Source organism: Bradyrhizobium tropiciagri (genome assembly GCF_001189845.1).
Taxonomy (GTDB): domain Bacteria; phylum Pseudomonadota; class Alphaproteobacteria; order Rhizobiales; family Xanthobacteraceae; genus Bradyrhizobium; species Bradyrhizobium tropiciagri.
This window is the reverse complement of record NZ_LFLZ01000001.1, coordinates 365,086-391,851: the sequence shown is the minus strand read 5'-3', so window position 1 is coordinate 391,851 and position 26,766 is coordinate 365,086. Positions and strand designations below refer to the sequence as shown.

Genomic DNA, 26,766 nt, shown 5'->3' with positions numbered 1-26,766 from the left:
GAGGTTGGGGTGAGGGGCTGTCTCCGCGAACACCGCAAATCGTGAGTTCGTGGAGACTCCCCCTCACCCGGAATTCAAGCTGTGCTTGAATTCGACCTCTCCCCACAGGCGGGGCGAGGTGGAATCCTGCTTGTGACTAGCGGCTAAATCCGCCGCTCGGTAGCGGCGCGGGGAACGCGCCGCCGGATTGTTGCGTGGTCTGGGTCTGCTGCTGGGCCGGTGCCGCAGGCTGCGCCTGCTGGTCGTCGGCCGGCGGTGCCGTGGTGCGGCGGCGGACGATCTTCTTCGGCTTCGGATCCGGCGGCACCGCGGCAGGGGCGCCCTCCTCGGTCGCGGCGTCGGGCGCTGCTGCCTGATCCGCTGATGGAGCGGTGCGCTTGGCGTGCTTCTTGGCGCCCTTCGGCGGCTCCGGTGGCGGAGCCGGCTGGGCGGCGGCCGCGGCCGCAGCGTTCTGCTGGTCGAGCTGCTCCTGCTGCGAGCCCTTGTACAATTCCTTCGGCACGCCCTGCTCGAGGCCGGGCACGCCTTCGGGGAAGACCGGCTTGCGGTCGCCCTGCAGCTTCTTCTTGGTGTCGAGGAAGTCGAGCAAATCGCTGGGGTCGAAATTGGCCATGCCGCCACCGCCGCAGCCTGCCAGCGCGCTGCATAGCGCGGTCAGAACTGCGGCTGCGATCAGGCGTTGCGAGCGGCGCATGGTCGATCTCTCACTCAAACTCGGGTTTCGCGCCAGCTCAGCTTTTCGCGACCGGCGGCAACAGGGCCTGCAGCGCTTCGGCGCGCGAGCGCATGCTCGGCGGCGTCTCGCCGTCATTGGCAATCTGGTCGAGCCACTTGCGCGCGGCGGTGGCATCGTTGGCGTGCCACGCCGACAGCGCCAGCAACTCGCGCGCGGAATGACGGAACGTCGAATCCTTCGACGTTGCCGTCGCCTCGAGCCGTTGCAGCATGTTCGGATAGGTCGTGGTGTCCATCACGAGCTGCGCGGCGCGGATCCGCGCCAGATCCTGCTCGGGACCGCCGACGCTGCGGTCGGCTGCGATCTCGTCATAGAGCTTCGCGGCGGCCGGCTGATCGCGGGTCGCGACCTCGGCAGCCATGCGCAGCCGCGCCAGGTTGCGGTACCCGGACGGCGCCTTGGTGATCAAATCGGCAAAGGCGGCCTCGGCCTCGGCGTGCTTGCTCTGGTCCGACAGCTCGATGGCGCGGTCGAACGCCGCACCGGCCTCGGCGGCCTTCTTGGCCTCGAGATATTGGTAGCCGCGCCAGCCACCGACGCCGGCGATCACCAGGACCGCCAGCGCGATGATAAAGATCGAGTACTTGTCCCACAGCTTCTTGAGCTGATCGCGACGGACTTCCTCGTCTACTTCGTCAAATAATTCAGACACTTAAAGCTATCCCATCCCCTCGGGACCGCGAATCTGGGTGGAGCCTGGCCCCTACCCGATCCCCACACCGCGGCGGCGTTACCCTAACGGTGTGGCGGAGGCAAGGCAAAGCGAGGCGGATCAAAGCGTTAACCGGGGAAGTTTGTCGCGGCCACGGCGGGACTGCGTGGGCTCCCCAGTTCACGCTCCTGCCGCAGTCAGGCTCTCCCTGAGCTGGCGCTTGATCACCTTGCCATTGGCGTTGCGTGGCAAGGGCTCTGAGGTCAGCGCCATCGTCTCCGGCACCTTGTAGTCCGACAGCCGCTCGGCGCACCAGGCGCGCAGGCTCTCCGCGTTGACGTCATTGCGGGTCACGATCACGGCGTGCACGCGCTCGCCGAGCACCGGGCACGGCTTTGCGATGATCGCGCTCTCGACCACGGCCGGGTGGCCGGCCAGCACCGACTCGACCTCGGCGGAATAGATCTTCAGGCCGCCGCGGTTGATCATGTCCTTCTGGCGATCGAACACGCGAACGAAATTGTCGGCGTCGATCGAACCGAGATCGCCGGAGTGCCAGAACCCGGCGGTGAAGCTCTCTTGGGTCGCCTTCGGATTATTCCAGTAGCCCTTGATGACGGAGGCGCTGCAGATCCAGAGTTCGCCGATCTCGCCGCGCGGCACCTCGCGGCCGTCGGCGCCCATCACGACGATCTCGGCGCCGGGACACGGCAGGCCGACGCTGTCGATATGGGTTGCGGTGAGTTCGCCCGGCATCAGGGTCGAGGGCGACGAGGTCTCGGTCGCGCCGTAGCAATTGGCGAGCTTCAGTCCGGGGATCTTGGCGTCGAGCTTCTCGATGGTCGCAACCGGCATCGGCGCGCCGCCGAAACCGCCGATGCGCCAGCTCGACAGATCGTAGCTGTCGAAATCCGGCTGCATCAGGCAGAGATTGTACATCGCCGGCACCATCACCGTGTAGGTGACGCGCTCGCGCGCCGCGACCTTCAGATACTCAGCCGCCTTGAACTCCGGCATGATGATCAGCGCGCCGGCGCAACGCGCCATCGTCGTGATGTTGGCGACCGCGCCGGTGACATGCGCGAGTGGCACCGCCGCGATCGAGCGATCGCCTTGCGTCAGCTTCAGGCACGAGGTGAACACCATCGAGGAGTGGATGATGTTGCAATGGGCGAGCATCGCGCCCTTCGGCCGGCCCGTGGTGCCCGAGGTGTAGAGGATCATCGCGGTGTCCTCTTCCCTCACCTCCGCCGGCGCCTGGGCCGGAGCATTGTCCCGCAACGCGATGAATTGCGACGTGCTGTCGTCGCTCACCGAAACACGATGCGCAAGGCCTGGAATATCGGCGGCGTCGGGGATGCGATCGGCAAGCGTGGCCTCGTGGACCAGACATTTCGCGCCGCAATCGTTCAGCACATAAGCGATCTCGGGCTTCTGCTGGCGGGTCGAGAGCAGCACCGTCACCAGCCCGGCATGGGCGGCGGCGAACATCGTCAGCACGAATTCGATGCGGTTGCCGAGCAGGATGGCGACACGGTCACCGGGCACGAGGCCGAGCCGGGCAAAGCCCGCCGCGACCCTGGCCGATTGCTCGGCGACCTCGCGCCACGTCAGGCGCGTCGCGCCGCAGACCAGCGCCTCGCCGTCGCCGTTCCGCGCGACCGCGTCCGCGATCATCGCCCACAGGCTGGCCGGCCGCTCCGGGAAGGCCGGCACGACGCGGTCGCCGAACCTGGGCTCGAGCCGCATCGGCGGAAGTGCGTGTTGCGACCAGTCCATGCGCGCCTCGTCAGCTCTTCTTCATGCCGTAGACGTGCTCCGGCCCCGGGAAGGCGCGGCTCTTCACGTCGCGCGCATAGCCCGCGACCGCCTCCTCGATCATCGGTCCGAGATTGCCATAGCGGCGCACGAATTTCGGCGCGCGCGGCGACAGGCCGAGCATGTCCTCCAGCACCAGCACCTGGCCGTCGCAGGCAGCACTTGCGCCGATGCCGATGGTGGGGACACCGATCGATTGCGTGATCTTGCGCGCCAAGGGCTCGGCGACCGCCTCGACCACGATCGAGAAGGCGCCGGCTTCCGCGATCGCCCTGGCGTCGTTCTCGATCGGCGCCCAGCTGTCTTCCTCGCGGCCCTGCGCGCGGAACGAGCCGAGCGTGTTGATCGACTGCGGCGTCAGGCCGATATGGCCCATCACGGGAATGCCGCGCTCGGACAGGAACGCGACCGTCTCGGCCATCCGCGCGCCGCCCTCGAGCTTGACCGCGCCGCACAGCGTTTCCTTCATGATCCGCACCGCGGACTGAAACGCCTGCTCCTTCGAGCCTTCATAGGAGCCGAACGGCATGTCCACCACGACGAGCGCAGCCTGCGAGCCGCGCATGACAGCGCGGCCCTGCAGGATCATCATGTCGAGAGTGACCGGCACCGTGGTCTCGAAGCCGTGCATGACGTTGCCGAGGGAATCGCCGACCAGGATGGCGTCGCAATGCTTGTCGACCAGCGCGGCGGTGTGCGCGTGATAGGACGTCAGCATCACGATCGGTTCGCCGTTCTTGCGGGCGCGCAGATCGGGCGCGGTCTTGCGCTTGATGGTGGATTGAACAGACATTGTCAGGCTCCCATGACAGGCACGCCGATCACGACCGGGTGGAACGCAAACGCCAGCGCCAGATATGCGATGACACCGACCGCGATCGCGATCAGGTCGTTGGTCGGGCCGCCCACCGGGATCGGCGGCGCGCCTGCATCCGCGCGGCGCTTCAGCGAGATGCGGTCATAGACCGCCCAGCCGAGAAACGAGCCGAACAGGATGATCGAACCGAGGTCGCCATTGGCAAGCAGATGCGCGAACGCCCACAGCTTCACGCCCGCCAGCATCGGGTGCTTCAGCGTGGTGTAGATCCGGCCGCGGATATAGGAGGCGACGACGAGGATGACGGCGGGCAGCATCAAGGCCACCGCGACGTGCTTGAACGCGGTCGGCGGCGTCCAGACGTCGATCCATCCGGTCGCGCGGTAGTGGCCGAAACCCCAGATGATCAGACCGAGGCCGGCGAACGACACCAGCGAATAGACGCCCTTGTAGGCGCCCTCGCCCATCGCATTGACGATACTACCGCGCAGGTCGCGCAGGCTGCTCAGCACGTGGATGCCGAGGAACAGCACGAGACCCAGGATCATGACGAGCAGTCCCACGATGTTCCTCCCCTGATCGACTAATGCCTTCGCGTAACATCTTCGCCGGGCGGGACGCAATCCGTCACGCCGGGTGGCGGATCATGGATTACCCGCCGGCTTGGCCAATTCGCGGTTGTCGACATAGCGGATCATGATCGGGCGGCCGGCGAGCGCGCCGCCCAACCCACCGGTGAATTTCAGCGGCAGGCAGGCATCGAGCGAGGCATTGATCGCGTTGAGGTAGGTGGTGCGGGTATCGGCCGGGATGCCCCGCGTCGAAAACGTCAGGCGCGGCGTGCCGATCATCTCGCCTGATCGCTTGAAGCTGAAGCGCACCGACATCTGCATGCCCTCGCGCGCATCGTCGGGCGGCGGCGGCGCCCAGCAGGCTCGCAGCGCCGCGAACAAATCGCCGATGGTATCGAGATCATGATCCGGCTTGCGATACTTCTCGGCCTGCCCCTCGGGCGGCACGGTCAGGATCGTAAGCTGGAGATTTTCGCCGTACGGATAATCGATTTCGGGCAGGCACGGCCCGTGATTGAGCACACTGCAGTAGGACGGGATGCAGGGCCCGTTGTCGAGCACGCTGCAGGGCGTGTGTGCGAACGGCACCGGGTTCGTCTGGTGCCGCTGCCGCGCAAAGGCGCTGCCGGCAAGGCCGATGGCCAGCACGGCAAAAGCGAGGCAGATGGCAACGCGTCGGAACATGCGGTTGGACCCGGGATGCGCTCCGGGGAAAATGGTACCGCGGCCGGAGCGGAGCAAGCGGGGCCGGTTCACGTCCTCGCGCTTTTCTCGCCACGCCCCCGCTGTCATCGGCCCGGCTCGACCGGACGATCCAGTATTCCAGAGACAGCGGTGATTAGCGGATAAGCCGCGGCGTACTGGGTCCCCCGGTCGAGCCGGGGGACGACACTGAGTATGTGGCAACTACGCCTTCTTCTTGACGTCCTTGACGTTGGAGAAGGTGATGCCCTCGGCGCGCTCGCGGGTGTAGCCGAGATAGAACTCGTTCTTGGCCATGAACACCGGATCGCCGTCGACGTCGTCGGCGATGCCGGAATTGTTGGCGGCGATGAAAGCGTCGAGCGCCTTGCGATCGTCGGAAGAGATCCAGCGCGCCAGCGAGAATTCAGAGACCTCGAACTCGACCGGCAGCGAGTATTCAGCGTCGAGCCGCGCCTTCAGCACGTCGAGCTGCAGCGGGCCGACCACGCCGACCAGCGCCGGTGCGCCGTCGCGCGGGCGGAACACCTGCACGACGCCCTCCTCCGACATCTGCTGCAAGGCTTCCTTGAGCTTCTTCGCCTTCATCGCATCGGTGAGGCGAACGCGGCGGACGATTTCCGGCGCAAAGCTCGGCACGCCGACGAAGGTCAGATCCTCACCCTCGGTGAGCGTATCGCCGATCCGCAAGGTGCCGTGATTGGGAATGCCGACAACGTCGCCGGCAAAGGCCTCGTCGGCCACCGAGCGGTCCTGCGCGAAGAAGAATTGCGGGCTCGACAGGCTCATGTTCTTGCCGGTGCGCACCAGCTTGGCCTTCATACCGCGGCTGAGCTTGCCCGAGCACAGCCGGGCGAAGGCGATGCGGTCGCGATGGTTCGGATCCATGTTGGCCTGGATCTTGAACACGAACGCGCTCATCCGCGGCTCCGCCGCTTCGACCTTGCGCAGATCGGAATCCTGCGCGCGCGGCGCCGGCGCGAACTTGCCGAGACCTTCGAGCAAGTCGCCGACGCCGAAATTGCGCAGCGCGCTGCCGAAATAGACCGGCGTCAGATGGCCCTCGCGGAACGCCGCGAGCTCGAACGGCTTGCAGGCTTCCGACGCCAGCGCGAGCTCGTCCTTGACCTCGGCGACGTCGAGATTGGGGTTGCGCCTGCCGAGATCGGCGATGTCGATCTGCTCGGTGGCGCCGGTCTTGGCGCCGCCGCCCTCGAGCAGCCGCACGCCGCCATTGACGACGTCATAGGTGCCGAGGAAGTCGCGGCCGCGGCCGACCGGCCAGGTCATCGGCGTGGTGTCGAGCGCCAGCGTCTTCTCGATCTCGTCCAGAAGCTCAAACGTATCGCGGCTCTCGCGATCCATCTTGTTGATGAAGGTGATGATCGGGATGTCGCGCAGCCGGCACACCTCGAACAGTTTTCGGGTGCGCGCCTCGATGCCCTTGGCGGCGTCGATCACCATGACGGCGGAGTCGACCGCGGTCAGCGTGCGATAGGTGTCTTCCGAGAAGTCCTCGTGGCCCGGCGTGTCCAGCAGGTTGAACACGAGCTCGTTGAACTCGAAGGTCATCACCGAGGTCACGACCGAGATGCCACGCTCGCGCTCGATCTTCATCCAGTCCGAACGCGTGTTGCGCCGCTCGCCCTTGGCCTTGACCTGGCCCGCGAGATTGATGGCGCCGCCGAACAGCAGCAGCTTTTCCGTCAGCGTGGTCTTGCCGGCGTCCGGGTGCGAGATGATCGCAAAGGTGCGCCGGCGCGCCACTTCCTCGGAAAGCGGCGAGCGGGACGGCGATTCGGCTGAAACTGAGATGTCGGACATGGCGGGGCATTTGGCAGGGAAAACGGGCGCAATCAAGGGCGATTTGTCGCAATGCGGCGTGGCCGCACCATCCCCATATGGGGACGCGAGGGACGACCTTCTTCTCACCATACCACCCGCGGGGACGACCCTGCCTTATCTGGAGGGTTCGTGATGGCTTGGGCCATTCTGTTCACCGCTGGCCTGCTCGAGATCGGCTGGGCGATCGGGCTGAAATACACCGAGGGCTTCTCGCGGCTGGTGCCGTCGGTGCTGACGCTCGCCGCAATGGCCGGCAGCATCATCCTGCTCGGCCTGGCGCTGAAGACGCTGCCGATTGGAACCGCCTACGCGGTCTGGACCGGGATCGGCGCGGTCGGCACCGCGGCGCTCGGCATCATCCTGCTCGGCGAACCGGCGACCGCGATGCGGCTTGCCAGCATCGGGCTGATCGTGTCCGGCATCGTCGGGCTGAAGCTCGTCGGCTGATTACTCCTTTTTGGGACGCGTTTTCTTGCCGCGAACCGGCTCCCACTTCGCTCGAAAACGCTACTTAAGAATCTGCACAACCCAATAGGTCGCGGCGGCGACCGCGGCCGACGCCGGGATCGTGATCACCCAGGCATAGACGATCGAGCTCGCCACGTTCCAGCGCACGGCGGAGAGCCGCCGCGCGGCGCCGACGCCGACGATGGCGCCGGTGATGGTATGGGTGGTCGATACGGGAACTCCGAGATAGGTCGCCAAGAACAGCGTCACGGCGCCGCCGGTCTCGGCGCAGAACCCCTGCATCGGCGTCAGCTTGGTGATCCGCAGTCCCATGGTGCGGACGATCCGCCAGCCCCCCATCAGCGTGCCCAGCGCCATCGCGCTCTGGCAGGCCAGCACGACCCAGAACGGGATCTCGAAGGTGTCGCCGAGATGGCCCTGCGAGTAGAGCAGCACGCCGATGATGCCCATGGTCTTCTGCGCATCATTGCCGCCATGGCCGAGCGAATAGAGCGACGCCGAGGCGAATTGCAGGATGCGGAAGGCGCGATCGACCGCGAATGGCGTCGAGCGCACTGAGAGCCAGGACACGATCGCAACCAGCACCAGCGCCAAGAGAAAGCCGACCAGCGGCGACAGCACGATCGCGAGCAAGGTCTTGGTGAGCCCGCTCCACACCGCAGCCGAAATGCCTGCCTTCGCCATGCCGGCGCCGACCAGGCCGCCGATCAGGGCGTGCGAGCTCGACGAGGGAATGCCCAGCGCCCAGGTGATCACGTTCCAGGCGATCGCGCCGACCAGCGCGGCGAAGATCACGGTCGCATCCACCACCGACGGATCGATGATCCCGGTGCCGATCGTGTTGGCAACATGCAGGCCGAACACCGCGAAGGCGACGAAGTTGAAGAAAGCCGCCCAGAACACCGCGTATTGCGGCCGCAGCACGCGGGTCGAGACGATGGTCGCGATCGAGTTGGCGGCATCATGCAGGCCGTTCAGGAAGTCGAACAGCAGCGCGACCGCGATCAGGATGGTAAGAACCGGAAGGCCCAGCGCGGCGTCCACGTGATGGCCCCGCTCTATTGTTGTTCTTTGAGCATGATCTCCGCGCAAACGCTTCGCGTTTGTCGCAGGGAAAACCGCTGCACACTTTTCCGAATCATGCTCATACCTGCTCGATCACGATCGAGTTGATCTCGTTGGCGACGTCGTCGAAACGGTCGGCCACTTTCTCGAGGTGATCGTAGATCTCCGCGCCGACGATGAAGTCCATCGTGTTGGCGTCGCGATGCTTCAGGAACAGCTCCTTGAGCCCGATGTCCTGGAGATCGTCGACCCGGCCCTCGAGCTTGGTCAGCTCTTCGGTGATCTGGGTCAGCATCGAGACGTTCTGGCCGATCGCCTGCAGCAGGGGCAGCGCGCGGCCGACCAGATTGGCGCATTCGACGATCAGGCCACCCATCTCGCGCATCGGCGGCTCGAACTCGCGCACCTCGAACAGCATCACCGCCTTTGCGGTCGCTTGCATCTGGTCGACCGCGTCGTCCATCGCGGTGATCAGGTTCTTGATGTCGCCGCGGTCGAACGGAGTGATGAAGGTGCGGCGAACCGCGGTCAGCACCTCGCGGGTGACGCTATCGGCGTCGTTCTCGAACTGATTGACGCGCTGGCAGAAGACCGGGGTCTCCTCGCCCCCCCTCAGCATGTCCTGCAAGGCCTTCGCGCACTGCACGGAAGTCTGGGCGTGGCGGGCGAACAGGTCGAAAAATCGCTCTTCCTTGGGCAGAAAGGCGCGAAACCAGCGCAGCATGTCTCAGTTCCATCGTTTCGGGACGGCCCTTTTAGCGACCATCACAAAACTGTCATAGAACAAATTGCGCTGAATGCGCAGCAGCTTGGCCGCCCGAACGGGCGGTCATCCACTGCTATGTCGGAGACAAGCCGCGGGGCCCCTGCCCTACAGCGACCGCCGCAGCAGGTGAGCCAGCTCACCCACCAGGCCGCGCCGGAACAGCAGCACGCAGGACACGAAGATCACGCCCTGGATCACCGTCACCCACTGGCCGAAACCAGCGAGATACTGCTGCATGGCGATGATCACGAATGCGCCGACCACCGGGCCGAAGATGGTGCCGAGGCCGCCGACCAGCGTCATCAGCACGATCTCACCGGACATCGACCAGTGCACGTCGGTCAGCGAAGCGTTCTGCGCCACGAACACCTTGAGCGAGCCGGCAAAGCCCGCCAGCGTGCCCGACAGGATGAAGGCCAGCAGCTTGTATTGGTCGGTCTTGTAGCCGAGCGAGATCGCGCGCGGCTCGTTCTCGCGGATCGACTTCAGTACCTCGCCGAACGGCGAGTTGATGGTGCGGTAGATCAAGAGGAAGCCGGCGAGGAAGCCGGCCAGCACGACGTAATAGAGCACCAACGGTTTCGAGAGATCGAAGATCCCGAACAGATGGCCCTGCGGGATGCCCTGGATGCCGTCTTCGCCGTGGGTGAACGGCGCCTGCAGATAGAGGAAGTAGAGCAGCTGCGACAGCGCCAGCGTGATCATCGAGAAGTAGATGCCCTGCCGCTTGATCGAGATGTAGCCGGTGGCGAGGCCGAGCAGGGCCGCCGCGGCGGTGCCGACCACGATGCCGAGCTCCGGCGGCAGCCCCCACACCTTCAGCGCATGCGCCGAAACGTAGCCGGCGGTGCCGAGGAACATGGCGTGGCCGAACGACAGCAGGCCGCCATAGCCGATCAGCAGGTTGAAGGCGCAGGCGAGCAGCGCAAAGCACAGCGCCTGCATCACGAAGAACGGATAGATCCCCGTGAACGGCACCACCGCCAGCAGCGCCGCCATCACGGCGAATACGATCATCTCGTCGCGCATCGCGCGCGGCGTCATCGGAAGTGTATCGTCGGTCAATGCTGACATATCAGGCCGCCCGTCCCGTCAGTCCCGTTGGCTTCACCAGCAACACCACCACCATCAGGACAAACACCACGGTGTTGGAGGCTTCGGGATAAAAATACTTGGTCAGTCCCTCGATCACGCCGAGCGCGAAGCCGGTGATGATCGAGCCCATGATCGAGCCCATGCCGCCGATCACGACCACCGCGAACACCACGATGATGAGATCGGCGCCCATCAGCGGGCGGACCTGGTTGATCGGCGCCGACAGCACGCCGGCAAGCGCGGCAAGGCCGACGCCGAGCCCGTAGGTCAGCGTGATCATGCGCGGCACGTTGATGCCGAAGGCGCGTACCAGCGTCGGATTCTCGGTGGCGGCGCGCAAGTAAGCGCCGAGCTGCGTCTTCTCGATCAGGAACCAGGTGGCAAGGCACACCACCAGCGAGAAGATCACGACCCAGCCGCGATAGATCGGCAGGAACATGAAGCCAAGGTTGACGCCGCCCTTGAGCTGATCCGGGATTGAGTAAGGCAGGCCGGAGGAGCCGAAATAGTTCTGGAACACGCCCTGCACGATCAGCGCGATGCCGAACGTCAGCAGCAGTCCGTAGAGATGGTCGAGCCCGGCCAGCCATTGCAGCATGGTCCGTTCGAGGATCATGCCGAAGATGCCGACGATGACAGGTGCGATGAGCAGCGCCCACCAGTAGTTGATGCCGCCCAGATTGAGCAGGAAATACGCCACGAAGGCGCCCATCATGTAGAGCGCGCCGTGCGCGAAATTGATGATGTTGAGCATGCCGAAGATGACGGCGAGCCCCAGACTGAGCAGCGCGTAGAACGAGCCGTTGATCAGTCCCACCAGAAGCTGTGCGTAGAGAGCCTGCATCGAATGAGCTTTCGCTGGATAGATGAAGCCCGCCGGCCACGCGCGCGGCGGCGGGCATGATCGTCACTTCTTCAGAAGCGCGCAGGTGCTCTTGTCGAGCGGCGTGAAGGCCTGGTTCCCCGGCACGGTGCCGACCAGCTTGTAGAAGTCCCACGGTCCCTTGGACTCCGAGGGCTTCTTCACCTCGAACAGATAGGCGTCGTGCGTGACGCGGCCGTTGGCCTCGACCTCGCCCTTGCCGAACAGCGGATCGTCGGTCGGGATCGTCTTCATCTTCGCGACCACCTTGGCGCCGTCATGCGGATTGCCGCCGAGCGCTTCCAGCGCCTTGAAGTAATGCATCAGCCCCGCATAGACGCCGGCCTGCACCATGGTCGGGGGCGCGCTGTTCTTCATCCGCGCCGAGAAGCGCTTCGAGAACGCCCGGGTGTTGTCGTTGAGGTCCCAGTAGAACGTCTCGGTGAAGTTCAGGCCCTGCGCGGTCTCGAGGCCGATCGCCTTGACGTCGGTGAGGAACAGCAAGAGCGCGGCGAGCTTCTGGCCGCCCTTGACGATGCCGAACTCGGCCGCCTGCTTGATCGAGTTGGTGGTGTCGCCGCCGGCATTGGCAAGGCCGATGATCTTGGCCTTGGAGGCCTGCGCCTGCAGGAGGAACGAGGAGAAGTCCGCGGTGTTGAGCGGATGCTTGACGCCGCCGACCACCTTGCCGCCATTGGCGGTGACAACCGCGGTGGTATCACGCTCCAGCGCCGCGCCGAACGCGTAGTCTGCAGTCAGGAAGAACCAGGTGTCCCCGCCCGCCTTCACCAGCGCCTGGCCGGTGGCGTGCGCGAGCATATAGGTGTCGTAAGTCCAGTGCACGGTGTTCGGCGAGCACTGCGCGTTGGTGAGGTCCGAGGTCGCAGCGCCCGAATTGATGTAGACGCCGTTCTTCTCCTTGACGACGTTGTTGACCGCGAGCGCGACGCCGGAATTCGGCACGTCGACGACGGTGTCGACCTTGTCGACGTCGAACCACTGGCGGGCAATGGTGGTGCCGATATCGGGCTTGTTCTGGTGATCGCCGGAGATCAGGTCGATGGTCCAGCCCTTGGCCTTGAGGCCGGAATCCTCGATCGCCATCTGGGCCGCCAGCGTCGAGCCGGGACCCGCGAGGTCCGCGTAGAGGCCGGACTGATCCGACAACACGCCGATCTTGACGACCTTGTCGTCGGCGGAGGCAATGCTCGCGACGCTGAGCGCGATCGCGGTGCCGAGCAGAAGCGCAGAAATCGTGTTCTTCATGGGGATTCCCTCAGTCTTTAAATTTTCTGGCTCGGGCGAAATCAGACGCCGAGATAGGTATGAAGCTTGTCCATGTTGGCCGACAGCTCGGAATTCGCGAAGCCGTCGATCACCTTGCCGTGCTCGACGATGTAGTAGCGGTCGGCAACGGTCGAGGCGAAACGGAAATTCTGTTCGACCAACAGGATCGTGAAGCCCTGCGACTTCAGGCGCGCAATGGTGTGCCCGATCTGCTGGATGATGACCGGCGCCAACCCTTCGGTCGGCTCGTCCAGCATCAAAAAGCGCGCACCGGTGCGCAGGATGCGCGCAATCGCCAGCATCTGCTGCTCGCCGCCCGAGAGCTTCGTGCCCTGGCTGGTGAGACGCTCCTTCAGGTTCGGAAACAGCGTGAAGATCTGGTCGAGCGGCAGGCCGCCCGGTCGCACCACCGGCGGCAGCAGCAGATTCTCGCGTACGTCGAGACTGGAGAAGATGCCGCGCTCCTCGGGGCAGAATGCGATGCCGAGCCGCGCGATGCGGTCGGAGGTGGCGCGGATGATCTCCTTGTTGTCGAAGCGGATCGAGCCGGAGCGCTTGCCGATCACGCCCATGATCGACTTCAGCGTCGTGGTCTTGCCGGCGCCGTTGCGGCCGAGCAGCGTCACCACCTCGCCTGCCCTGACGTTGAAATTGATGCCGTGAAGAATGTGCGATTCGCCGTACCAGGCCTGCAGATCGTTGACCGTCAGCACCTCGGCGCCGGCCGCAGCCACGGGCCTCTCCGCCAGTTTTGCCTCAGCCATGCCCCGCTCCCAGATAGGCTTCCTTCACGCGCTCGTCCTTGGAGAGGTCGGCGTAATTGCCCTCGGCCAGCACCTGCCCGCGCGTCAGCACGGTGATGATGTCGGAGAGGTTGGCCACCACCGAGAGGTTATGCTCGACCATCAGGATGGTGTATTTGGCGGAGATCCGCTTGATCAGCGCCGCGATCTTGTCGATGTCCTCGTGGCCCATGCCGGCCATCGGTTCGTCGAGCAGCATCATCTCGGGGTCGAGCGCGAGCGTCGTTGCAATTTCAAGTGCGCGCTTGCGGCCGTACGGCATCTCGACCGCCGGCGTGTTGGCGAACTCGCTCAAGCCGACGTCGTTCAGAAGTTCATGGGCGCGCGGATTGAAGCGGTCGAGCACGCTCTTCGAACGCCAGAAATCGAATGACGAGCCGTGCTGGCGCTGCAGCGCGACGCGCACGTTCTCGAGCGCGGTCAGATGCGGAAATACCGCCGAAATCTGGAACGAGCGGACCAGCCCGAGCCGCGCCACGTCGGCCGGCGGCATCGCGGTGATGTCCTGGCCCTTGTAGCGAATCTGCCCGCCCGTCGGCTTCAGGAATTTGGTCAGCAGATTGAAACAGGTGGTCTTGCCGGCGCCGTTCGGCCCGATCAACGCATGGATACTGCCGCGACGCACCTTGAGCGCGACGTCGCGAACGGCGAAGAAACCCGCGAATTCCTTGGTCAATCCGCTGGTTTCGAGGATGAACTCATCGGCCAAATAGATTCCCCCATACGCCATCGCCGCGAAGCCCCTCGCCCGCGTGGCCAGCTTTTTTCATGTTCGACAGGTTGTCCGTACGTCTTGGAAACCGTCCGGGGGCCTGTCGCCTCCGGGCCGGAATATGCCGTCATCTGCGGCAGTTACGCAAGGTGGAAAGCTGTGCGGTGCAGTATCGAGACGACCGGTTCCGGTTGATCCTTAGTCGAATGGTATTTGAACGCGCTTTGCGCCTCGGAAAGTCGCCATTAAGGCTGTTTTGCTCCGGACATTCCCTTTCATAGAATATTTCCGCCTCTCGCCGAAACTCCCGGCCATTGCATGATGAACGGCTAGAGCCTTGTATTTCGAAAGCGCCAATTCCTCGGTCGTCAGATCGATCCGGCACCATGATGTCCTGAACACGTGGCTGCGGCTTTGTGCCCGCGGCCAAACCATCCCTCACTTCGGCTAGCGATGCCATTCAAGAGTGCCGATCCATCGGTGGTCAAATCGATCACGCAGCGGGTGCTGCTGAACGCCTGGCTGCGCGCGCTGCGCACGCCTGACACTGTTCCCCTGCTGTGCGATTTCCACACCGAAGGCAGCGCCGACGAGCGCGCCGACATGATGGGCTTTGACGTGGTCGGCGGAGGCGAAGACGCGCGCTTCCTGATCACGCAGGAAGGCGCACGGCTGACCACGGCTTACGGCAACGAGCATGTCGACCCGCGGCTGCGCGCCAACCGCTATCTCGATGATGCGATCGGCCCGGAACGCTATGCCGGCGTCATCCTCTCGTATCGCGCCTGCCTCGTGCGCAAGCGTCCGACCTACACCGTTGCGGAGGTCACGGACGCCGACGGCAAGGATGTCTCCTATGAACGCCTGCTGCTGCCGTTCGGACGCGGCAACCGCGTCGAGCACATCGTGGGCTCCTACAAGGCGATCAGCATCGAGGGCGGCTTCCGGCTGCACAATCTGATGGGCGTGAAGGCCAGGGCCGTCCCGGTGGTCACGATGCGCGCGGTGATCGACCGCAGGTTCGTCCCAATGGATCATGCGGCGAGCCAGGATACGGTCGAACTGAGCTAGGGCGCGTACTAATAAATCCGCCATGTCGGCCCCACCCCCTAAAACCGCACATCGCCGGGTGACCACGGCATGTCGGTTTTGGCAAGGAGCGGAAACTCACCACGACGCAACTTTCGCGCTCAAGCCGTTCGAGCGCTCGGTCCAAACTGTGTCAAGGCAACACCAGAGATCGCCAGCAGCGCACCAACAATCAGCTTCGGAGTCATCGGCTCGCCAAGGAACAATGCGCTCGACATCAAGGCGAACACCGGCAGGAGCAGACCGAAGGGGGCGACGCGCGCCATCGAGCAGCGAGCGATCAGCCAGAACCAAAGGCCAAATCCGACAATTCCTCCGATGAAAATTGTGTAGGCGAGCGCCAGCCACCCCCGTTCATCCGCAGCAACGAGGCTCGCCAGTTGTCCATATTCAAGGAGCAGCGACATCAACATGACCTGCGGCACCGTGAACAGGGACGACCAACCCATCAACATCAAGGGGTCAAAAGGACCGTAGCGTTTGGTCAGGACGTTGGACACCGCGAATGCGAAGGCGGCTCCGACCACCAGCAGCAGTGGCAACCCGTTTGCCGACAGGCCGGGCTCCGCTCTCAGCACAAGGACGCCGGCGAATGCAAGCACCACCCCGGAGAGAGTGGTGAGAGACGGCCTCTCCGCCAGCAGCGGCCAGGCCAACAGGACCGTGAAGGGCGTGGAGAGTAAATATGCAACAGCCGTCATGCTTCCCGAGCCGAGCCCAAGACCCACGTAGAAGAGCCCGAAGTTCAACCCACCAAGAAAAAACGAGATAGCTGCGATCGGACGCAACTGTTCACGCGTCGGCTTTTTGACCAGCGGAATAAGCAGAAGCGCAGTGGCCAAGAAACGCAGCGCCAGGAAAAAGAACGGCGGAAACTCCGTAATGCCCATTTTGATGATCACGAACTGATAACCCCAGAGCAAGGGAACGGCCACCGCGCAAACCATCTGGATCGCAGACATCGTATTCTCCTTTAAACGACCGATCGGTCCAGATATTGACAAGCCGATTGTGAGAACGGGCCCTGGACTTGGTTACCTGATGAAACGATCGAGCAGAGCGTCCGCGGCGGCGTGCGTTATGGCTCCCGTGGACGCCGTTTTGCTGATGACTCGCAGCCCCTCGACGAAACAGACGAGAATGCGGGCAGCATTTGCAGGATCGACACCATCGGCTAACTTGCCCGCTGTCTTCGCACGGGAAAGCGCATCCGCCACCCGCGCCTCCATGACTTTGAAGAAGTTCGCGATGCGACGATTGACGTCAGCGTCACGCCCGGCCAGTTCCATGGCCGTGGCGATCACCAGACATCCGCGTCGACCATGGGCACCGCTCGTGCGGTCAACATATCCAGCAAGGTAGGCCCGCAGGCCATCTACCGGGTCCTTGCGAGGGTCAAGCTCGATATTCAACCGTGTCACGGCATCATCGATGTAACGATCGAGCGCGCGCAGGAAGAGCGAATGCTTGTCGCCGAAAGCAGCGTAAAGGCTGCCACGCGAGAGCTTCGTCGCACGAAGCAGATCTGGCAGCGCCGTGGCATGATAGCCGCGCGACCAGAACACGCCCATCGCGCGTTCGACGGCAGCGTCCTCATCGAAACTCCGCGGGCGACCGCGGGGCAACGGCACAGAGGTTCGGTTGCTCATCGAAGAAATATAGACCAACTGGTCTTTAAATCAAGCGGGCCGCTATGGGTCATTTTCGACCGATTTCAACGTGAATCGCGATATCAGCTTGTTCTGCGCAAGCGGACATCGGCCCGCTGGCGTTTATGAGTCCACGTCCTGGCTCGCGCCGAACGCGTCAGCCCTTCTTGCGCGCCTTCGCCGGCACTTCCTTGGCATAGATATCCGGCTTGAAGCCGACGACGCGCTTCGGCCCGAGATCGAGCACGGGCCGCTTGATCATCGACGGCTGCTCGGCCATCAGCGCCAGCGCCTTGCGCTCGTTCAGACCTTCCTTGTCGGCATCGGGCAGCTTCTTGAAGGTGGTGCCGGCGCGGTTGAGCAGCGTCTCCCAGCCGACCTCCTCGCTCCACTGCTTGAGCTTGTCCTTGGCGATGCCAGCGGTCTTGTAGTCGTGGAAGTCGTAGGCGACGCCGTGATCGTCGAGCCAGGCGCGCGCCTTCTTCATGGTATCGCAGTTCTTGATGCCGTAGATGGTGATGGTCAAAGCCGTTCCCCACATGCGATTGCTGCGGGGAAATTAGCCTCGCAGCAATCGCAGCGCCAGATCGGAGCCATCAGGTCTCCACACCGATATTGTGGGCGTTCAGCGCGCGTAGTGCGTGAAGACGAAATCCTGGTCGCTGGCGTAGGCCTCGTGGCAGGCAAAGCACGTCTCGTGCTGGGCGGCATCGACCGGCTTGCCGTCGATGAAGCGGCCAAAGCCCCAGCCGCCGGTCGCGGCATATTTGGCGCTGTCCTTGACCATGACCTGGACAGTGGTCGCCGGCCCCGTGATGAAGGCGCCGTTGAGGCCCGCAACCGGCTTGCGTTTCCAGGCCAGCTTCACCAGCACGGTGCCGTCGGGGAAGCGCGCGGCGCCGTCCTGATACGCCTTCACGGCGGTCGCGTTACCGAGCACGCTGCGCAGCTCGTCGAGCCCGGTCTCCTCGCCGACCGCGATCAGCTTCCAGTCGCGATAACCATCGGGAATCTTCACGCCGAAGATCGGCGATGCCGGTGCATTGTCATCGGCATGCCCGACGGCAAACGGCAATGACGCGCTGATGCAGGCTGCCGCAATCGCGGCAGCTGCCCATTTCACAACCTGTCTCATGGTCTGCGGTCCGCTCTCGCTCAGGCCTTGCTGACGTCGATGATGGCCTGGACGAAGGCCTGCGGCGCTTCCTGCGGCAAATTGTGGCCAATGCCGCCGGGCAACTGGCGATGCTCGTAATGCCCGGAGAACTTCTTGGCGTAGGCTGCAGGCTCCGGATGCGGCGCGCCGTTGGCGTCGCCCTCCATCGTGATGGTCGGGATCGCGATGACGGGCGCCTGCGCCAGCGTCTTCTCGAACGCGTCGTACTTCGCCTCGCCCTCGGCAACGCCGAGCCGCCAGCGGTAATTGTGGATCACGATATCGACATGGTCGGGGTTCTCGAAGGCAACAGCGCTGCGGTCATAGGTGGCGTCGTCGAACTGCCACTGCGGCGAGGCGAGCTGCCAGATCAGCTTGTTGAAGTCGTGCCGGTTCTTGGCATAGCCGTCGCGGCCGCGCTCGGTCGCGAAATAGAACTGGTACCACCATTGCAGCTCGGCCTTCGGCGGCAGCGGCACCTTGCCGGCCGCCTGGCTGCCGATCAGGTAACCGCTGACCGACACCATCGCCTTGCAGCGTTCGGGCCAGAGCACCGCCATGATGTTGGCGGTGCGCGCGCCCCAATCGTAGCCGCCGAGCACGGCCTTCTCGATCTTCAGGGCGTCCATCAGCGCGATGATGTCGGCGGCGACCGCGACCGGCTGGCCGCTGCGCATCGTGTCGCTGGAGAGGAAGCGCGTGGTGCCATAGCCGCGCAGATGCGGCACGATCACGCGGTAACCGGCTTCCGCCAGCGCCGGCGCGACGTCGGCATAGCTGTGGATGTCATAGGGCCAGCCGTGCAGCAGGATCACCGCAGGACCTGAGGCCGGGCCCATCTCGACATAGCCGGTATCGAGCACGCCGGCATTGATCTGCTTCACCGGACCGATCGAGGTGCGCGCGCCGACCTTGACCGCGGGCGCTGCCGACTTGGGCTGCGCGCTGGCAGATCCAATGAAACCGAGCCTGGAAGCGGCGAGGATCCCACCTGCGATCCCAAGGAAACGGCGGCGTTGCGGATTGATGGATTGGGACATGGCGATCTCCTGCGTGTGGTTCCCGCCAACTATGCCAAGGTCCATGACAGCACGCTTTCAGATCGCATTGATTTTCCTTTCATGCTGTCTTGATTTTGGCTCCGCCCCGCCTGTGCTAGGTTCCGCCGCGGACTCAGCCGCCGGCCGCCGGACTCTTCGATTTGACCTACCATTTCAACGACTTGACCCTCGATTCCGAGCGCCGGGAGCTGCGCCGTGGCGATGCCCTGGTGGCCGTCGAGCCGCAGGTCTTCGACCTCCTCGAATTCCTGATCCGTGCCCGCGACCGCGTCGTCAGCCGCGACGACGTGCTGGCCGCGGTCTGGCATGGGCGGATCGTCTCGGAGGCGACGCTGAGCAGCCGGGTCAATGCCGCGCGGACCGCAATCGGCGACAATGGCGAGGAGCAGCGGCTGATCCGCACCCTGCCCCGCAAAGGTCTCCGCTTTGTCGGCGATGTCAGGGAGGACACCGCGCCCGCTCGTCCGGTTGCCAATAACGCCGCCCCGCCACGGCCGAGCGAGGGCCCGTCGATCGCGGTGCTGCCCTTCACCAACATGAGCGGCGACCCCGAGCAGGATTATTTCGCCGACGGAATCGCCGAGGACATCACCACCGCGCTCTCCCGTTGCAGCCGCCTCACCGTGATCGCGCGCAACTCGGCCTTCACCTACAAGGGCAAGGCGGTGGATATCCGCCAGGTCGGGCGCGAGCTCGGCGTCGGCTACGTGCTCGAGGGCAGCGTCCGCCGCGGCGGCGACCGGCTACGCATCACAGGACAGTTGATCGACGCCGTCTCCGGCGCGCATCTGTGGGCCGACCGCTTCGACGGCGCCGCGACCGACGTGTTCGACCTGCAGGACCGCATCACCGAGAATGTCGTCGGCGCGATCGAGCCGACGATGCTGGTCGCCGAAGCCGAGCGGGTGCGTGCAGCGCCGCCCGACAAGCTCGACGCCTACGATCTGCTGCTGCGCGCCTACAGTCTGCGCTACGAGTTCACGCCCGAGAGCATGGAAGCCGCGCTCGATTGTCTCGACCAGGCGCTGGCGCTCGATCCCAATTACGCGCCGGCGCTTGCTGCATCGGCCTATTGCCATGCGATGCGCCATGTCCAGGGCTGGCTGAAGCCTGATGACGCCTACCGGGAGCGCGCAGTCGCGCAGGCCTGGCGCGCGGTGGAGCTTACGCCCGGTGATCCGCAGGTGCTGTGGATGGCGGCGTTCGCGATCTGGAACATGGCCGACGAGATCGAGCCCGCGCGCGAATTGTTCGAGCGCTCGCTTGCGATCAACCCGAACTCGGCGATGGCGCTGGTGCTCGGCGGCTGGATCGAGGCGATGCGCGGCAACCAGACGGCCGGCCGCGCCATGATCGAGCGCGCACAGCGGCTCAACCCGCGCGACCCGCGCGGCTGGTTCGCCTCCGCGGCGCTGGCGATCTGCGCGGTGCTTGACCAGAACTTTGCTGAGGCGGTGATGTGGGCCGACAAGGCGCTGGCGCAGAACCGCCGCTTCGCAGTCGCCCTGCGCGTCTTGATCGTGGCGCTGGTGAAGACCGGCGAACGCGAGCGCGCGACCCAGATCGCGCGCGAGCTGCTCAAGGTCGACCCGGCGTTCACGGTCTCCGGATTCCTTTCGCGAATTCCGTTCCCGGTGGAATCGATGTCCGCGACTTATCGTGAAACCCTGAAGGCGGCCGGCGTCCCGGACTGAAGCCGCTTTGAGGACGCGACGATCAGCTCGGGGATGCGCTTGCAAAGTCAAGAATTCGACAACCTGAGCGCCGTTTGCCACGAGCATGAGATCGATCAGCTCAACGGGATGTTCTAGATCGGCAGGCTCTCGCGGCTGATCAAAGCCGGTTGAAATGATGGCACGGAGATAGTGTGGTGGATTTTGCCTGCGGCCATCTACACGAAAAACGACTCATTCACCGAGGAGCCTGAAAAAGCCCTTCGAGAAGGAATGAAGCGGTTCGGAACGGCGTTCGAGTTTGGCGCGAAGAACCGCGCCCTCCCAACCGATCCAGAAGAACTCGGCAAGCCAGTCGCAATCTTGGTTGGAAGAGATCGCACCAGTAGCCTGGGCAGCTCTCAAGCACTTGGCAGTGCGCTGCTGCCAGTCGATGAACACATCGAACAGCTGCTGGCGAAATGATTGTGGAAGTACGCTCATCTCCTGCCCAAGATTGCCCACCAAACAGCCTCGCGCATAACGGTAGCGCTTCATGGCGGACGTAGCATCGTCGGTAAAACCTCTGAGCCTTTCGAGCGGGGGATGCTGCTCGTTCAAGAAGAAGCTGTCGAGCTTGCGCGAAAAGTAGCCAGCGTAGCTGTCGATCAGCTCCGCTCCAAATGCCTCTTTGCTCGGAAAGTAGTGGTAGAATGACCCCTTTGGCACGTCGACGCTCCGCAAGACTTCCTCGATCCCCGTCGCGGAATAGCCCTTCTCCGTCAGCATAACGACACCTGCACGGACCAGCGCGTCACGGGTCGCGCTGGTGCCGGCAAGCTCCTTGGGAGGTCGCCCGCGACGGCGGCGAGGCAGCGTCCTGCTCATGCAGATCGTGATAGACCGATCGTCTAGCAGAAGCAAACTGCCCGTGATGCGGCGTTCTGCAAGTGGCGGAGACCCTCTCACTCCATCCACTAGTTCGGTGGCAGGCCCAGGCTCCGGCTTGGCTCACTCAACGTGGCTCGGCATTCGTTGGTGCGGGCGCGAACAGGTTAGTCGACGCGGCTTCCTGAACGATCACTGCCGCGTCTTCCGGCAGCAGAAACCCACGCGCTATCAGATCCTGGGCGGCGATCCGGATCCGGTTCACGTAATCGTCGCGGCCGTGATAGCGCTCTTCGATCGACGGGCGGGCGTCACCGGTACGCTCTCGTTCCGCTTTCGTCGCTGCGAATGGCGAGAAGGACCCGATCAGCATGCAGGTGAATGTCTGCGGCTGGTTCTGGGCGCCATTGGTGCCAGTCGGCACCGCGACATCCGGCAGCCGCACGCCGCCGAGCGCATTGCCGTCCTGATCGCGCTTCGGCACTTGTATCACTGCGGCGGAAAGCCTGGTCGGGGCACGTAGCGCAGGTGGCTCGCCGCCCGCGGCTTCAAGCGACATCAGTTCGCTGGCAGGCGGCATGGTACCGCGGCTTACCCAGGCATCAAGGTGCAGCAGCAGGGCCCGCGACAGCGGCGACCAATCGAGGCGGCCCGGCGTCAGTTTGCAGGCCGGTGCCCTGGGGGAGGGTACATGCGGGCCTCCCGCGATATCGTACATCCGCACATTGGCGGGCAGTGGCTGATCCGCGGTTCCGGACGCGCCCGTGCGGCCAAGCGAAGCGCGCAGCGAATAGTAGTCCGTGGTGGAGTTCACGAGCATCATCCTCGGAGGCACCTCGCCGCGCGCCTCGACCTTGGCCGTGATCTCCCCGATCGTGAGCGGTCCGTCATTCACGCCGGGAAAATCCGGGTTGTCGAATGTGGGAGCCCCCTCGGCGCTCGACATTGGTCCAAGGCCCGTCTGCAGGATCGGAAGAAGGCCAGCGGCCGAGACGAACACATGCATTCCGTCGAAGACGCGCCGGTTGCCCATCATGTTGAAGCCGTCCAGGAGAAAGGTCTTCAGGAATCGTCCATCCTGGGACCTGCCGCTCGCGAGCACGCGGTTGATCGCTCCCTTGAGCGGGTTGGGCGTTCCACCCTTGTCAGAAGCTGCATGCGCGAAGAAATCCGCGGCATCGCGGACGATGGCAAAGCCCACTCCCTCGACGAAGCGTGTCTTGCCATCGGCGTCAGCGAACGAAGGCAGCTCCGCCCCCTGTCCAAGCTCCCAAAAAACCTCCGCAACCGCGAAACCATAGTCCTGAAGAAAGCCGGTGCCCTGCTCCAGCGTGCCCGGGAGAAACCGCACGTCGCGTGGCGAGTTGTAGATCGCCTCGGCCCAGACTTGCCCGCGGTTGGGTAGGTCCACCAGCAACGCGCCGTTTTCCCCGCGCGGAGCCGCCGGCATCATGAGAATGATCTTCGCCGCGTAATCGACGCGCCCGCGTTCATTGCGCGGCGCCTTGTCGATCCCAGGGATGGCCTCTTGCGGCGATAGGTCGCCGCGGATCTTGCCCTGCCAGATCACATAGTCGCCGGCGCGAAATGTGCCGTAAGGCTGCTTCGACGTGAACTCGATCCGGGTAACTTCTGCGCTCACCGGCCGCGCCGTCGAGATCAGGCTGAACAAGAAAAACAAGGACATCACAATTCGCCCGTTTCGACGGTGCGGCATGGGAATTTTCCATAAGGGATAGCGGCTGGTTTCGAGCATTCTTTGATCACGACACGCCGTATCAGAACGGACATGATGGACCGGCAACTTTTTCACCGGTCCATCGCCTATCGCGAAGGCCTTCTCACTCCATCCAATAGTCGATGTCCGTCTGATTGGCATTGACGCCGGCGTTCGGCTCGGACGGGCCATGACTGCTGATGATGCCGCGCATTCTGGCGAGGCTACCCGTGCCACCTGTAATGACGCCCGATGTCATGTTCGTAAGCTTCCCATCTCCACTGCTTTGAGCGACCAGAGATGTCCTGACAAAGAACTTCTCCCCGCTCTCCAGTATCCAAACGTTGTAGATGAGAGCCGGACCGTTGTTGTCGATGTAGTCCGACATGCCGCGTGTCCACTGCTCCTTCAACCTCGATCCGTTGATGAGGGGGGCATCGTCACCATAGGTCCGCCGAATTTCGAAGAGCCGAGCTTGATGTCCCGGAGTGTCGCCGACGTCGATGACGTGTTGTTGGGTGTATACCGTCTGAGTTGCCGGCGTATCATAGCTGACGTGGTGCTTTTGCTGCGCAATGGCCACCGGCGCGGTTAGAGCCATTGCGAGAGTGATCGTCATTCCAAGCGCGATATTGCGAAACATGCGTGACCTCTCATGCTGGAATCCACCCGACCGTCAAGGTATGGGCGGACGTTGTTTGTTGAAGATTCCCTCATCAACCGGTCACCGCTCGGTAGCGAGCGAGCCCCAACCAAAGCTGATTTCACCGCGCTTTTCCGAGGTGCCATGAATTAGACCGATCGTCTAGCATTCGGCTTGGCTGCGAGCGATTTCGCCCATCAATCTTTTTTGACAGCGCTTTGGGAATAAGAGTCCTTACTCCGCGACGTCGCGCGTCGCCGGCAGCCGTTTGCCCCACAGACCCCACGTTCACAGGACTGCGCGCAGCCCTGGAACGCGCCGAGCCAGCAATCCGACGACCAGAAAGCTGGCGACCACGCCGGTGAGGCTTGCCAACAGGAATTTCCATTGCGGGGCAACGGACCAATCATGCATTGCGCGGGTCACCGCGATGAGCACGGGGGCGTGCAGGACGTAAACGCCGAAGGCATTCCGGCTGAGAAACCTCGTCACCGGACCCTGCCAGTCGAACAGGTCACGATTCAGCACCACCAACCCCAGGCTGAGCGAGGCGCACGTTGCCGACCGCCAAAAGTCCATGCCTGCCGCCTGCCAGTGCCAACCGCCGCCGTAGTCGGCCAGCCGACCTTCGAGAGCTCCCCCGAACACGACGATCGCTGCCCACAGCGCGATGCTCCCCGCCAGCCCGTAGACCAGCCAGCGCCGTCCCGCGCCGCTCGAAATCTGTCGCAACCAATCGCCACGCCACGCTGCGACCCCGGCGGCGAACATGAAGGGGTACTGCGGCGCGTCGTGAATGGCGATGTTGAGGATGGTGCGGCCATCCGGCGCCAGCAGCCCCGCCGCGAACGTCACGGCGCTCATCGCCAGGACAAAGCCGAGCACGGCGGCGGGGCTCGGTACCGGCCGGGCGGAGGGCTGGCCGATCGGCCGGAATCTACAGAGCAAGGCAAAGCAGCCGGAAAACAGCAACAGCACAAGGCAGAACCAGAGCGGGCCGGACCCATCAAGAAGTTGGCCGTTGGAGGCGTGGTGCAACCAGTCCTCGGTGAAACTCCGGCGCGGCTGCGACCACCATGATCCCGCCACGTAGTACTCCGTCAGAGGTCCGATCAGCCCGATATAAAGAAGCAGGGGTACGCCGAGCCGGTACAGCCGTTCCTTCAAGAAGCCAGCGACGCCGCGGCGGGCGACCATGCCGGCGGCAAAGTATCCGGCGATGCCGAACAGCAGCCCCATCGAGACTGCGTGCTGAAGCGCCTGATAGGCTGCAAAGGCCACCCGGGTGCCCAGGCCCAACGGCGGATGTTCGCGATAGTACCAGCTTCCAAACGGCGAGTAGGTGACGGCGGCATGCATGACCACCACCATGCTGATCGCCGACCAGCGCAGATTGTCGATATAGAGGAGCCTGTGGGTCGTCGGTCGAACGGGCTGTGCCATGTGCGTCTCCAATGCTGGACGCCGAACATGGTGGCCAAGACCGAGCCGGTCGCGCCGAAAGTCGCACTTTGGGTCGCCGAAACCCGCAAAGCCTGGCCGTTTGCGACAATCGGTGCGTCACACCGGCCCGGCCAGGGTCCGTTTGCGGAATGTGCTCGGCGTTTCTCCGGTCACCGCTTTGAACGCCCGATTGAACGGGCCGATCGACTCGAAACCGGCATCCAGTGCAATCGTCAGGATCGGGACACGCGCCTGGCCGGCATCGGCCAGGGCCGAGCGCGCCTCCGCCAGCCGGTAGGAGTTGACGAAGCGGGCGAAGTTGCCATAGCCGAGCCGCTGATTGATGAGCTGGCGTACGCGGTACTCCGGCGTGTCGAGCCGCTTGGCCAGGCTGGCGATGGTCATGCTGCCGTCGCGGTAGGCCCGCTCCACCTCCATCACTGTCTGCAAACGCCGATAGAGGGCCGCTTCCGCCTCGGTCATTTCGGATGTTGATGAGGCCGGGCCCGATGCCGGTGGCGCTGCGGCGACCGCGGAGATCGGGCTTGCCCTATGCAAGCGGAACAAGGCAGCCGCAAGCGCGATGCCCAGCACACCGGGAAGCGCGGGCGTCATCGCGAGATTGCTCGACCCGATCAGCGTGCAGCCCACGATCGCGAGGCCCAAACCCCATGCGAACACGATCCGATCCCGGCGCCGCAGCTCGACCAGGTCGTTGGCTCGGCCCAGCAGAACGCGACCGATCGCGATCACCACAAGCAACACAGCGCAGACATGGGTTGCGAGCCAGGCCCATGAAGAATCGGTGACCACGGACCAGATCGCAAGCAACGCCATCACACCCACCGCAGTCCAACCAATCCATGGCGGCCTCGCCGTGTCGTCGAATACCTCCTCGCTCCAGAGCACAAAGACGGCCGCCGCCATATTGCTCGCCAGCCGGAGGAAGAGGATCCACACCGCCTGGCTGTCGCGAAATTGTGGAGCTGTCTCAATGAGAAACGCAATTCCGCACAGGTCGAAAACAAGGGTTATGCGACCGAGCCGACTGTTGCGCAACTGCAGGAGGGCGTCGAGCGCGAGCAGCACCAGCAAAGCGAGGGCCCCGCCGCGAAGACCGATATCCAGGAGCATCTTCTTCACCAAACTGGTCGACAGGCTCGCCAGCGATGTGGGCGCGGCGGGGCGAAGGGACACCGCACAATTTCGGAATATTAGAAAATACCCCTGAATTGCCCGACGTGTCAAGTTGCCTGGTCGAACGCGGG

General features: G+C 64.1%; 27 protein-coding genes. 3 read left to right on the top strand and 24 right to left on the bottom strand.

The window, feature by feature from the left end:
• Positions 1-136: 136 nt before the first annotated feature.
• The 7 genes from AKN84_RS01815 to AKN84_RS01785 form a co-directional block, all read right to left on the bottom strand.
• Positions 137-694: a hypothetical protein gene (locus AKN84_RS01815; RefSeq protein ID WP_050419050.1), complete on the bottom strand. Its 558-nt coding sequence runs from the start codon at positions 692-694 to the stop codon at positions 137-139.
• Positions 695-731: 37 nt separating this feature from the next.
• On the bottom strand, positions 732-1,388 hold the full coding sequence (locus AKN84_RS01810; protein WP_050419049.1) for a tetratricopeptide repeat protein: 657 nt from the start codon (positions 1,386-1,388) through the stop codon (positions 732-734).
• Between the two features lie 180 nt (positions 1,389-1,568).
• A complete protein-coding gene (locus tag AKN84_RS01805) occupies positions 1,569-3,167 on the bottom strand; it encodes a class I adenylate-forming enzyme family protein (protein WP_050419048.1) in 1,599 nt (532 codons plus the stop codon).
• A 10-nt stretch (positions 3,168-3,177) separates the two neighbouring features.
• Positions 3,178-3,999, bottom strand: a complete 822-nt coding sequence (gene panB / locus AKN84_RS01800) for a 3-methyl-2-oxobutanoate hydroxymethyltransferase (protein ID WP_050419047.1) — start codon at positions 3,997-3,999, stop codon at positions 3,178-3,180.
• Positions 4,000-4,001: 2 nt separating this feature from the next.
• Entirely contained in the window at positions 4,002-4,586 is a 585-nt protein-coding gene (locus tag AKN84_RS01795) for an NnrU family protein (protein WP_050419046.1), read from the bottom strand.
• A gap of 81 nt (positions 4,587-4,667) precedes the next feature.
• Positions 4,668-5,279, bottom strand: a complete 612-nt coding sequence (locus AKN84_RS01790) for a hypothetical protein (protein ID WP_050419045.1) — start codon at positions 5,277-5,279, stop codon at positions 4,668-4,670.
• A gap of 222 nt (positions 5,280-5,501) precedes the next feature.
• Positions 5,502-7,121 carry a peptide chain release factor 3 gene (locus tag AKN84_RS01785; RefSeq protein ID WP_050419044.1) on the bottom strand — a complete coding sequence of 540 codons (1,620 nt, stop codon included), beginning with the start codon at positions 7,119-7,121 and terminating at the stop codon, positions 5,502-5,504.
• A 153-nt stretch (positions 7,122-7,274) separates the two neighbouring features.
• On the opposite strand from AKN84_RS01785, the gene sugE reads away from it, so the two are divergent.
• Entirely contained in the window at positions 7,275-7,589 is a 315-nt protein-coding gene (sugE, locus tag AKN84_RS01780; protein ID WP_050419043.1) for a quaternary ammonium compound efflux SMR transporter SugE, read from the top strand.
• Between the two features lie 60 nt (positions 7,590-7,649).
• Here the strand turns inward: sugE and AKN84_RS01775 are convergent, their stop codons facing one another.
• From AKN84_RS01775 to AKN84_RS01745, 7 genes are all read right to left on the bottom strand, one after another.
• The gene (locus AKN84_RS01775) at positions 7,650-8,654 is read right to left on the bottom strand and encodes an inorganic phosphate transporter (protein ID WP_050419042.1); all 1,005 of its coding nucleotides are present in this window, start codon (positions 8,652-8,654) and stop codon (positions 7,650-7,652) included.
• A gap of 100 nt (positions 8,655-8,754) precedes the next feature.
• Entirely contained in the window at positions 8,755-9,399 is a 645-nt protein-coding gene (locus AKN84_RS01770) for a DUF47 domain-containing protein (protein WP_050419041.1), read from the bottom strand.
• Positions 9,400-9,546: 147 nt separating this feature from the next.
• The gene (locus AKN84_RS01765) at positions 9,547-10,515 is read right to left on the bottom strand and encodes a branched-chain amino acid ABC transporter permease (RefSeq protein ID WP_050419040.1); all 969 of its coding nucleotides are present in this window, start codon (positions 10,513-10,515) and stop codon (positions 9,547-9,549) included.
• A gap of 1 nt (position 10,516) precedes the next feature.
• The gene (locus tag AKN84_RS01760; RefSeq protein WP_050406473.1) at positions 10,517-11,380 is read right to left on the bottom strand and encodes a branched-chain amino acid ABC transporter permease; all 864 of its coding nucleotides are present in this window, start codon (positions 11,378-11,380) and stop codon (positions 10,517-10,519) included.
• A 63-nt stretch (positions 11,381-11,443) separates the two neighbouring features.
• Positions 11,444-12,664 carry an ABC transporter substrate-binding protein gene (locus AKN84_RS01755; protein WP_050419039.1) on the bottom strand — a complete coding sequence of 407 codons (1,221 nt, stop codon included), beginning with the start codon at positions 12,662-12,664 and terminating at the stop codon, positions 11,444-11,446.
• 41 nt (positions 12,665-12,705) lie between these two features.
• Complete coding sequence (locus AKN84_RS01750) at positions 12,706-13,449, bottom strand: ABC transporter ATP-binding protein (protein WP_050419038.1); 744 nt, start codon at positions 13,447-13,449, stop codon at positions 12,706-12,708.
• On the bottom strand, positions 13,442-14,197 hold the full coding sequence (locus AKN84_RS01745; RefSeq protein ID WP_050419084.1) for an ABC transporter ATP-binding protein: 756 nt from the start codon (positions 14,195-14,197) through the stop codon (positions 13,442-13,444). The genes AKN84_RS01750 and AKN84_RS01745 overlap by 8 nt, the downstream gene beginning before the upstream one ends.
• A gap of 456 nt (positions 14,198-14,653) precedes the next feature.
• Here AKN84_RS01745 and AKN84_RS47675 point away from each other — a divergent pair, with 456 nt between their 5' ends.
• Positions 14,654-15,271: a hypothetical protein gene (locus AKN84_RS47675; RefSeq protein WP_050419037.1), complete on the top strand. Its 618-nt coding sequence runs from the start codon at positions 14,654-14,656 to the stop codon at positions 15,269-15,271.
• Between the two features lie 119 nt (positions 15,272-15,390).
• Here AKN84_RS47675 and AKN84_RS01735 read toward each other — a convergent pair whose 3' ends face one another.
• The 5 genes from AKN84_RS01735 to AKN84_RS01715 form a co-directional block, all read right to left on the bottom strand.
• Positions 15,391-16,251, bottom strand: a complete 861-nt coding sequence (locus AKN84_RS01735) for a DMT family transporter (RefSeq protein ID WP_050419036.1) — start codon at positions 16,249-16,251, stop codon at positions 15,391-15,393.
• 72 nt (positions 16,252-16,323) lie between these two features.
• The gene (locus tag AKN84_RS01730; protein WP_430649874.1) at positions 16,324-16,860 is read right to left on the bottom strand and encodes a TetR/AcrR family transcriptional regulator; all 537 of its coding nucleotides are present in this window, start codon (positions 16,858-16,860) and stop codon (positions 16,324-16,326) included.
• Positions 16,861-17,095: 235 nt separating this feature from the next.
• A complete protein-coding gene (locus AKN84_RS01725) occupies positions 17,096-17,464 on the bottom strand; it encodes an ArsC family reductase (RefSeq protein WP_128970323.1) in 369 nt (122 codons plus the stop codon).
• A 99-nt stretch (positions 17,465-17,563) separates the two neighbouring features.
• A complete protein-coding gene (locus AKN84_RS01720; protein WP_050419033.1) occupies positions 17,564-18,073 on the bottom strand; it encodes a cytochrome P460 family protein in 510 nt (169 codons plus the stop codon).
• Between the two features lie 20 nt (positions 18,074-18,093).
• Positions 18,094-19,134 carry an alpha/beta fold hydrolase gene (locus AKN84_RS01715; RefSeq protein ID WP_050419083.1) on the bottom strand — a complete coding sequence of 347 codons (1,041 nt, stop codon included), beginning with the start codon at positions 19,132-19,134 and terminating at the stop codon, positions 18,094-18,096.
• Between the two features lie 161 nt (positions 19,135-19,295).
• Between AKN84_RS01715 and AKN84_RS01710 the strand changes: the two genes are divergently transcribed.
• Positions 19,296-20,849: a winged helix-turn-helix domain-containing protein gene (locus AKN84_RS01710; RefSeq protein WP_050419032.1), complete on the top strand. Its 1,554-nt coding sequence runs from the start codon at positions 19,296-19,298 to the stop codon at positions 20,847-20,849.
• Positions 20,850-21,062: 213 nt separating this feature from the next.
• Here the strand turns inward: AKN84_RS01710 and acuR are convergent, their stop codons facing one another.
• The 5 genes from acuR to AKN84_RS01685 form a co-directional block, all read right to left on the bottom strand.
• Positions 21,063-21,695 (bottom strand): acrylate utilization transcriptional regulator AcuR, encoded by a 633-nt coding sequence (gene acuR, locus AKN84_RS01705; RefSeq protein WP_050419031.1) that lies wholly within the window; start codon positions 21,693-21,695, stop codon positions 21,063-21,065.
• Positions 21,696-21,822: 127 nt separating this feature from the next.
• Positions 21,823-23,451, bottom strand: a complete 1,629-nt coding sequence (locus tag AKN84_RS01700) for an alpha/beta hydrolase domain-containing protein (RefSeq protein WP_128970322.1) — start codon at positions 23,449-23,451, stop codon at positions 21,823-21,825.
• 85 nt (positions 23,452-23,536) lie between these two features.
• Positions 23,537-24,055: a hypothetical protein gene (locus tag AKN84_RS01695; protein ID WP_050419029.1), complete on the bottom strand. Its 519-nt coding sequence runs from the start codon at positions 24,053-24,055 to the stop codon at positions 23,537-23,539.
• Between the two features lie 288 nt (positions 24,056-24,343).
• Positions 24,344-25,498: an acyltransferase family protein gene (locus AKN84_RS01690; RefSeq protein ID WP_050419028.1), complete on the bottom strand. Its 1,155-nt coding sequence runs from the start codon at positions 25,496-25,498 to the stop codon at positions 24,344-24,346.
• Between the two features lie 117 nt (positions 25,499-25,615).
• Entirely contained in the window at positions 25,616-26,632 is a 1,017-nt protein-coding gene (locus AKN84_RS01685) for an AraC family transcriptional regulator (RefSeq protein WP_244484889.1), read from the bottom strand.
• Between the last annotated feature and the right edge of the window lie 134 nt (positions 26,633-26,766).

What these genes read in the sequence shown, in the direction of transcription:
- AKN84_RS01815 (WP_050419050.1), bottom strand. Translation starts at nt 694, where the DNA reads ATGCGCCGCTCGCAACGCCTGATCGCAGCCGCAGTTCTGACCGCGCTA.
- AKN84_RS01805 (WP_050419048.1), bottom strand. Translation starts at nt 3,167, where the DNA reads ATGGACTGGTCGCAACACGCACTTCCGCCGATGCGGCTCGAGCCCAGG.
- panB (WP_050419047.1), bottom strand. Translation starts at nt 3,999, where the DNA reads ATGTCTGTTCAATCCACCATCAAGCGCAAGACCGCGCCCGATCTGCGC.
- AKN84_RS01790 (WP_050419045.1), bottom strand. Translation starts at nt 5,279, where the DNA reads ATGTTCCGACGCGTTGCCATCTGCCTCGCTTTTGCCGTGCTGGCCATC.
- AKN84_RS01785 (WP_050419044.1), bottom strand. Translation starts at nt 7,121, where the DNA reads ATGTCCGACATCTCAGTTTCAGCCGAATCGCCGTCCCGCTCGCCGCTT.
- sugE (WP_050419043.1), top strand. Translation starts at nt 7,275, where the DNA reads ATGGCTTGGGCCATTCTGTTCACCGCTGGCCTGCTCGAGATCGGCTGG.
- AKN84_RS01770 (WP_050419041.1), bottom strand. Translation starts at nt 9,399, where the DNA reads ATGCTGCGCTGGTTTCGCGCCTTTCTGCCCAAGGAAGAGCGATTTTTC.
- AKN84_RS01765 (WP_050419040.1), bottom strand. Translation starts at nt 10,515, where the DNA reads ATGTCAGCATTGACCGACGATACACTTCCGATGACGCCGCGCGCGATG.
- AKN84_RS01760 (WP_050406473.1), bottom strand. Translation starts at nt 11,380, where the DNA reads ATGCAGGCTCTCTACGCACAGCTTCTGGTGGGACTGATCAACGGCTCG.
- AKN84_RS01755 (WP_050419039.1), bottom strand. Translation starts at nt 12,664, where the DNA reads ATGAAGAACACGATTTCTGCGCTTCTGCTCGGCACCGCGATCGCGCTC.
- AKN84_RS01750 (WP_050419038.1), bottom strand. Translation starts at nt 13,449, where the DNA reads ATGGCTGAGGCAAAACTGGCGGAGAGGCCCGTGGCTGCGGCCGGCGCC.
- AKN84_RS47675 (WP_050419037.1), top strand. Translation starts at nt 14,654, where the DNA reads ATGCCATTCAAGAGTGCCGATCCATCGGTGGTCAAATCGATCACGCAG.
- AKN84_RS01735 (WP_050419036.1), bottom strand. Translation starts at nt 16,251, where the DNA reads ATGTCTGCGATCCAGATGGTTTGCGCGGTGGCCGTTCCCTTGCTCTGG.
- AKN84_RS01730 (WP_430649874.1), bottom strand. Translation starts at nt 16,860, where the DNA reads ATGGGCGTGTTCTGGTCGCGCGGCTATCATGCCACGGCGCTGCCAGAT.
- AKN84_RS01720 (WP_050419033.1), bottom strand. Translation starts at nt 18,073, where the DNA reads ATGAGACAGGTTGTGAAATGGGCAGCTGCCGCGATTGCGGCAGCCTGC.
- AKN84_RS01715 (WP_050419083.1), bottom strand. Translation starts at nt 19,134, where the DNA reads ATGTCCCAATCCATCAATCCGCAACGCCGCCGTTTCCTTGGGATCGCA.
- acuR (WP_050419031.1), bottom strand. Translation starts at nt 21,695, where the DNA reads ATGAGCAGGACGCTGCCTCGCCGCCGTCGCGGGCGACCTCCCAAGGAG.
- AKN84_RS01700 (WP_128970322.1), bottom strand. Translation starts at nt 23,451, where the DNA reads ATGCTCGAAACCAGCCGCTATCCCTTATGGAAAATTCCCATGCCGCAC.
- AKN84_RS01695 (WP_050419029.1), bottom strand. Translation starts at nt 24,055, where the DNA reads ATGTTTCGCAATATCGCGCTTGGAATGACGATCACTCTCGCAATGGCT.
- AKN84_RS01690 (WP_050419028.1), bottom strand. Translation starts at nt 25,498, where the DNA reads ATGGCACAGCCCGTTCGACCGACGACCCACAGGCTCCTCTATATCGAC.
- AKN84_RS01685 (WP_244484889.1), bottom strand. Translation starts at nt 26,632, where the DNA reads ATGCTCCTGGATATCGGTCTTCGCGGCGGGGCCCTCGCTTTGCTGGTG.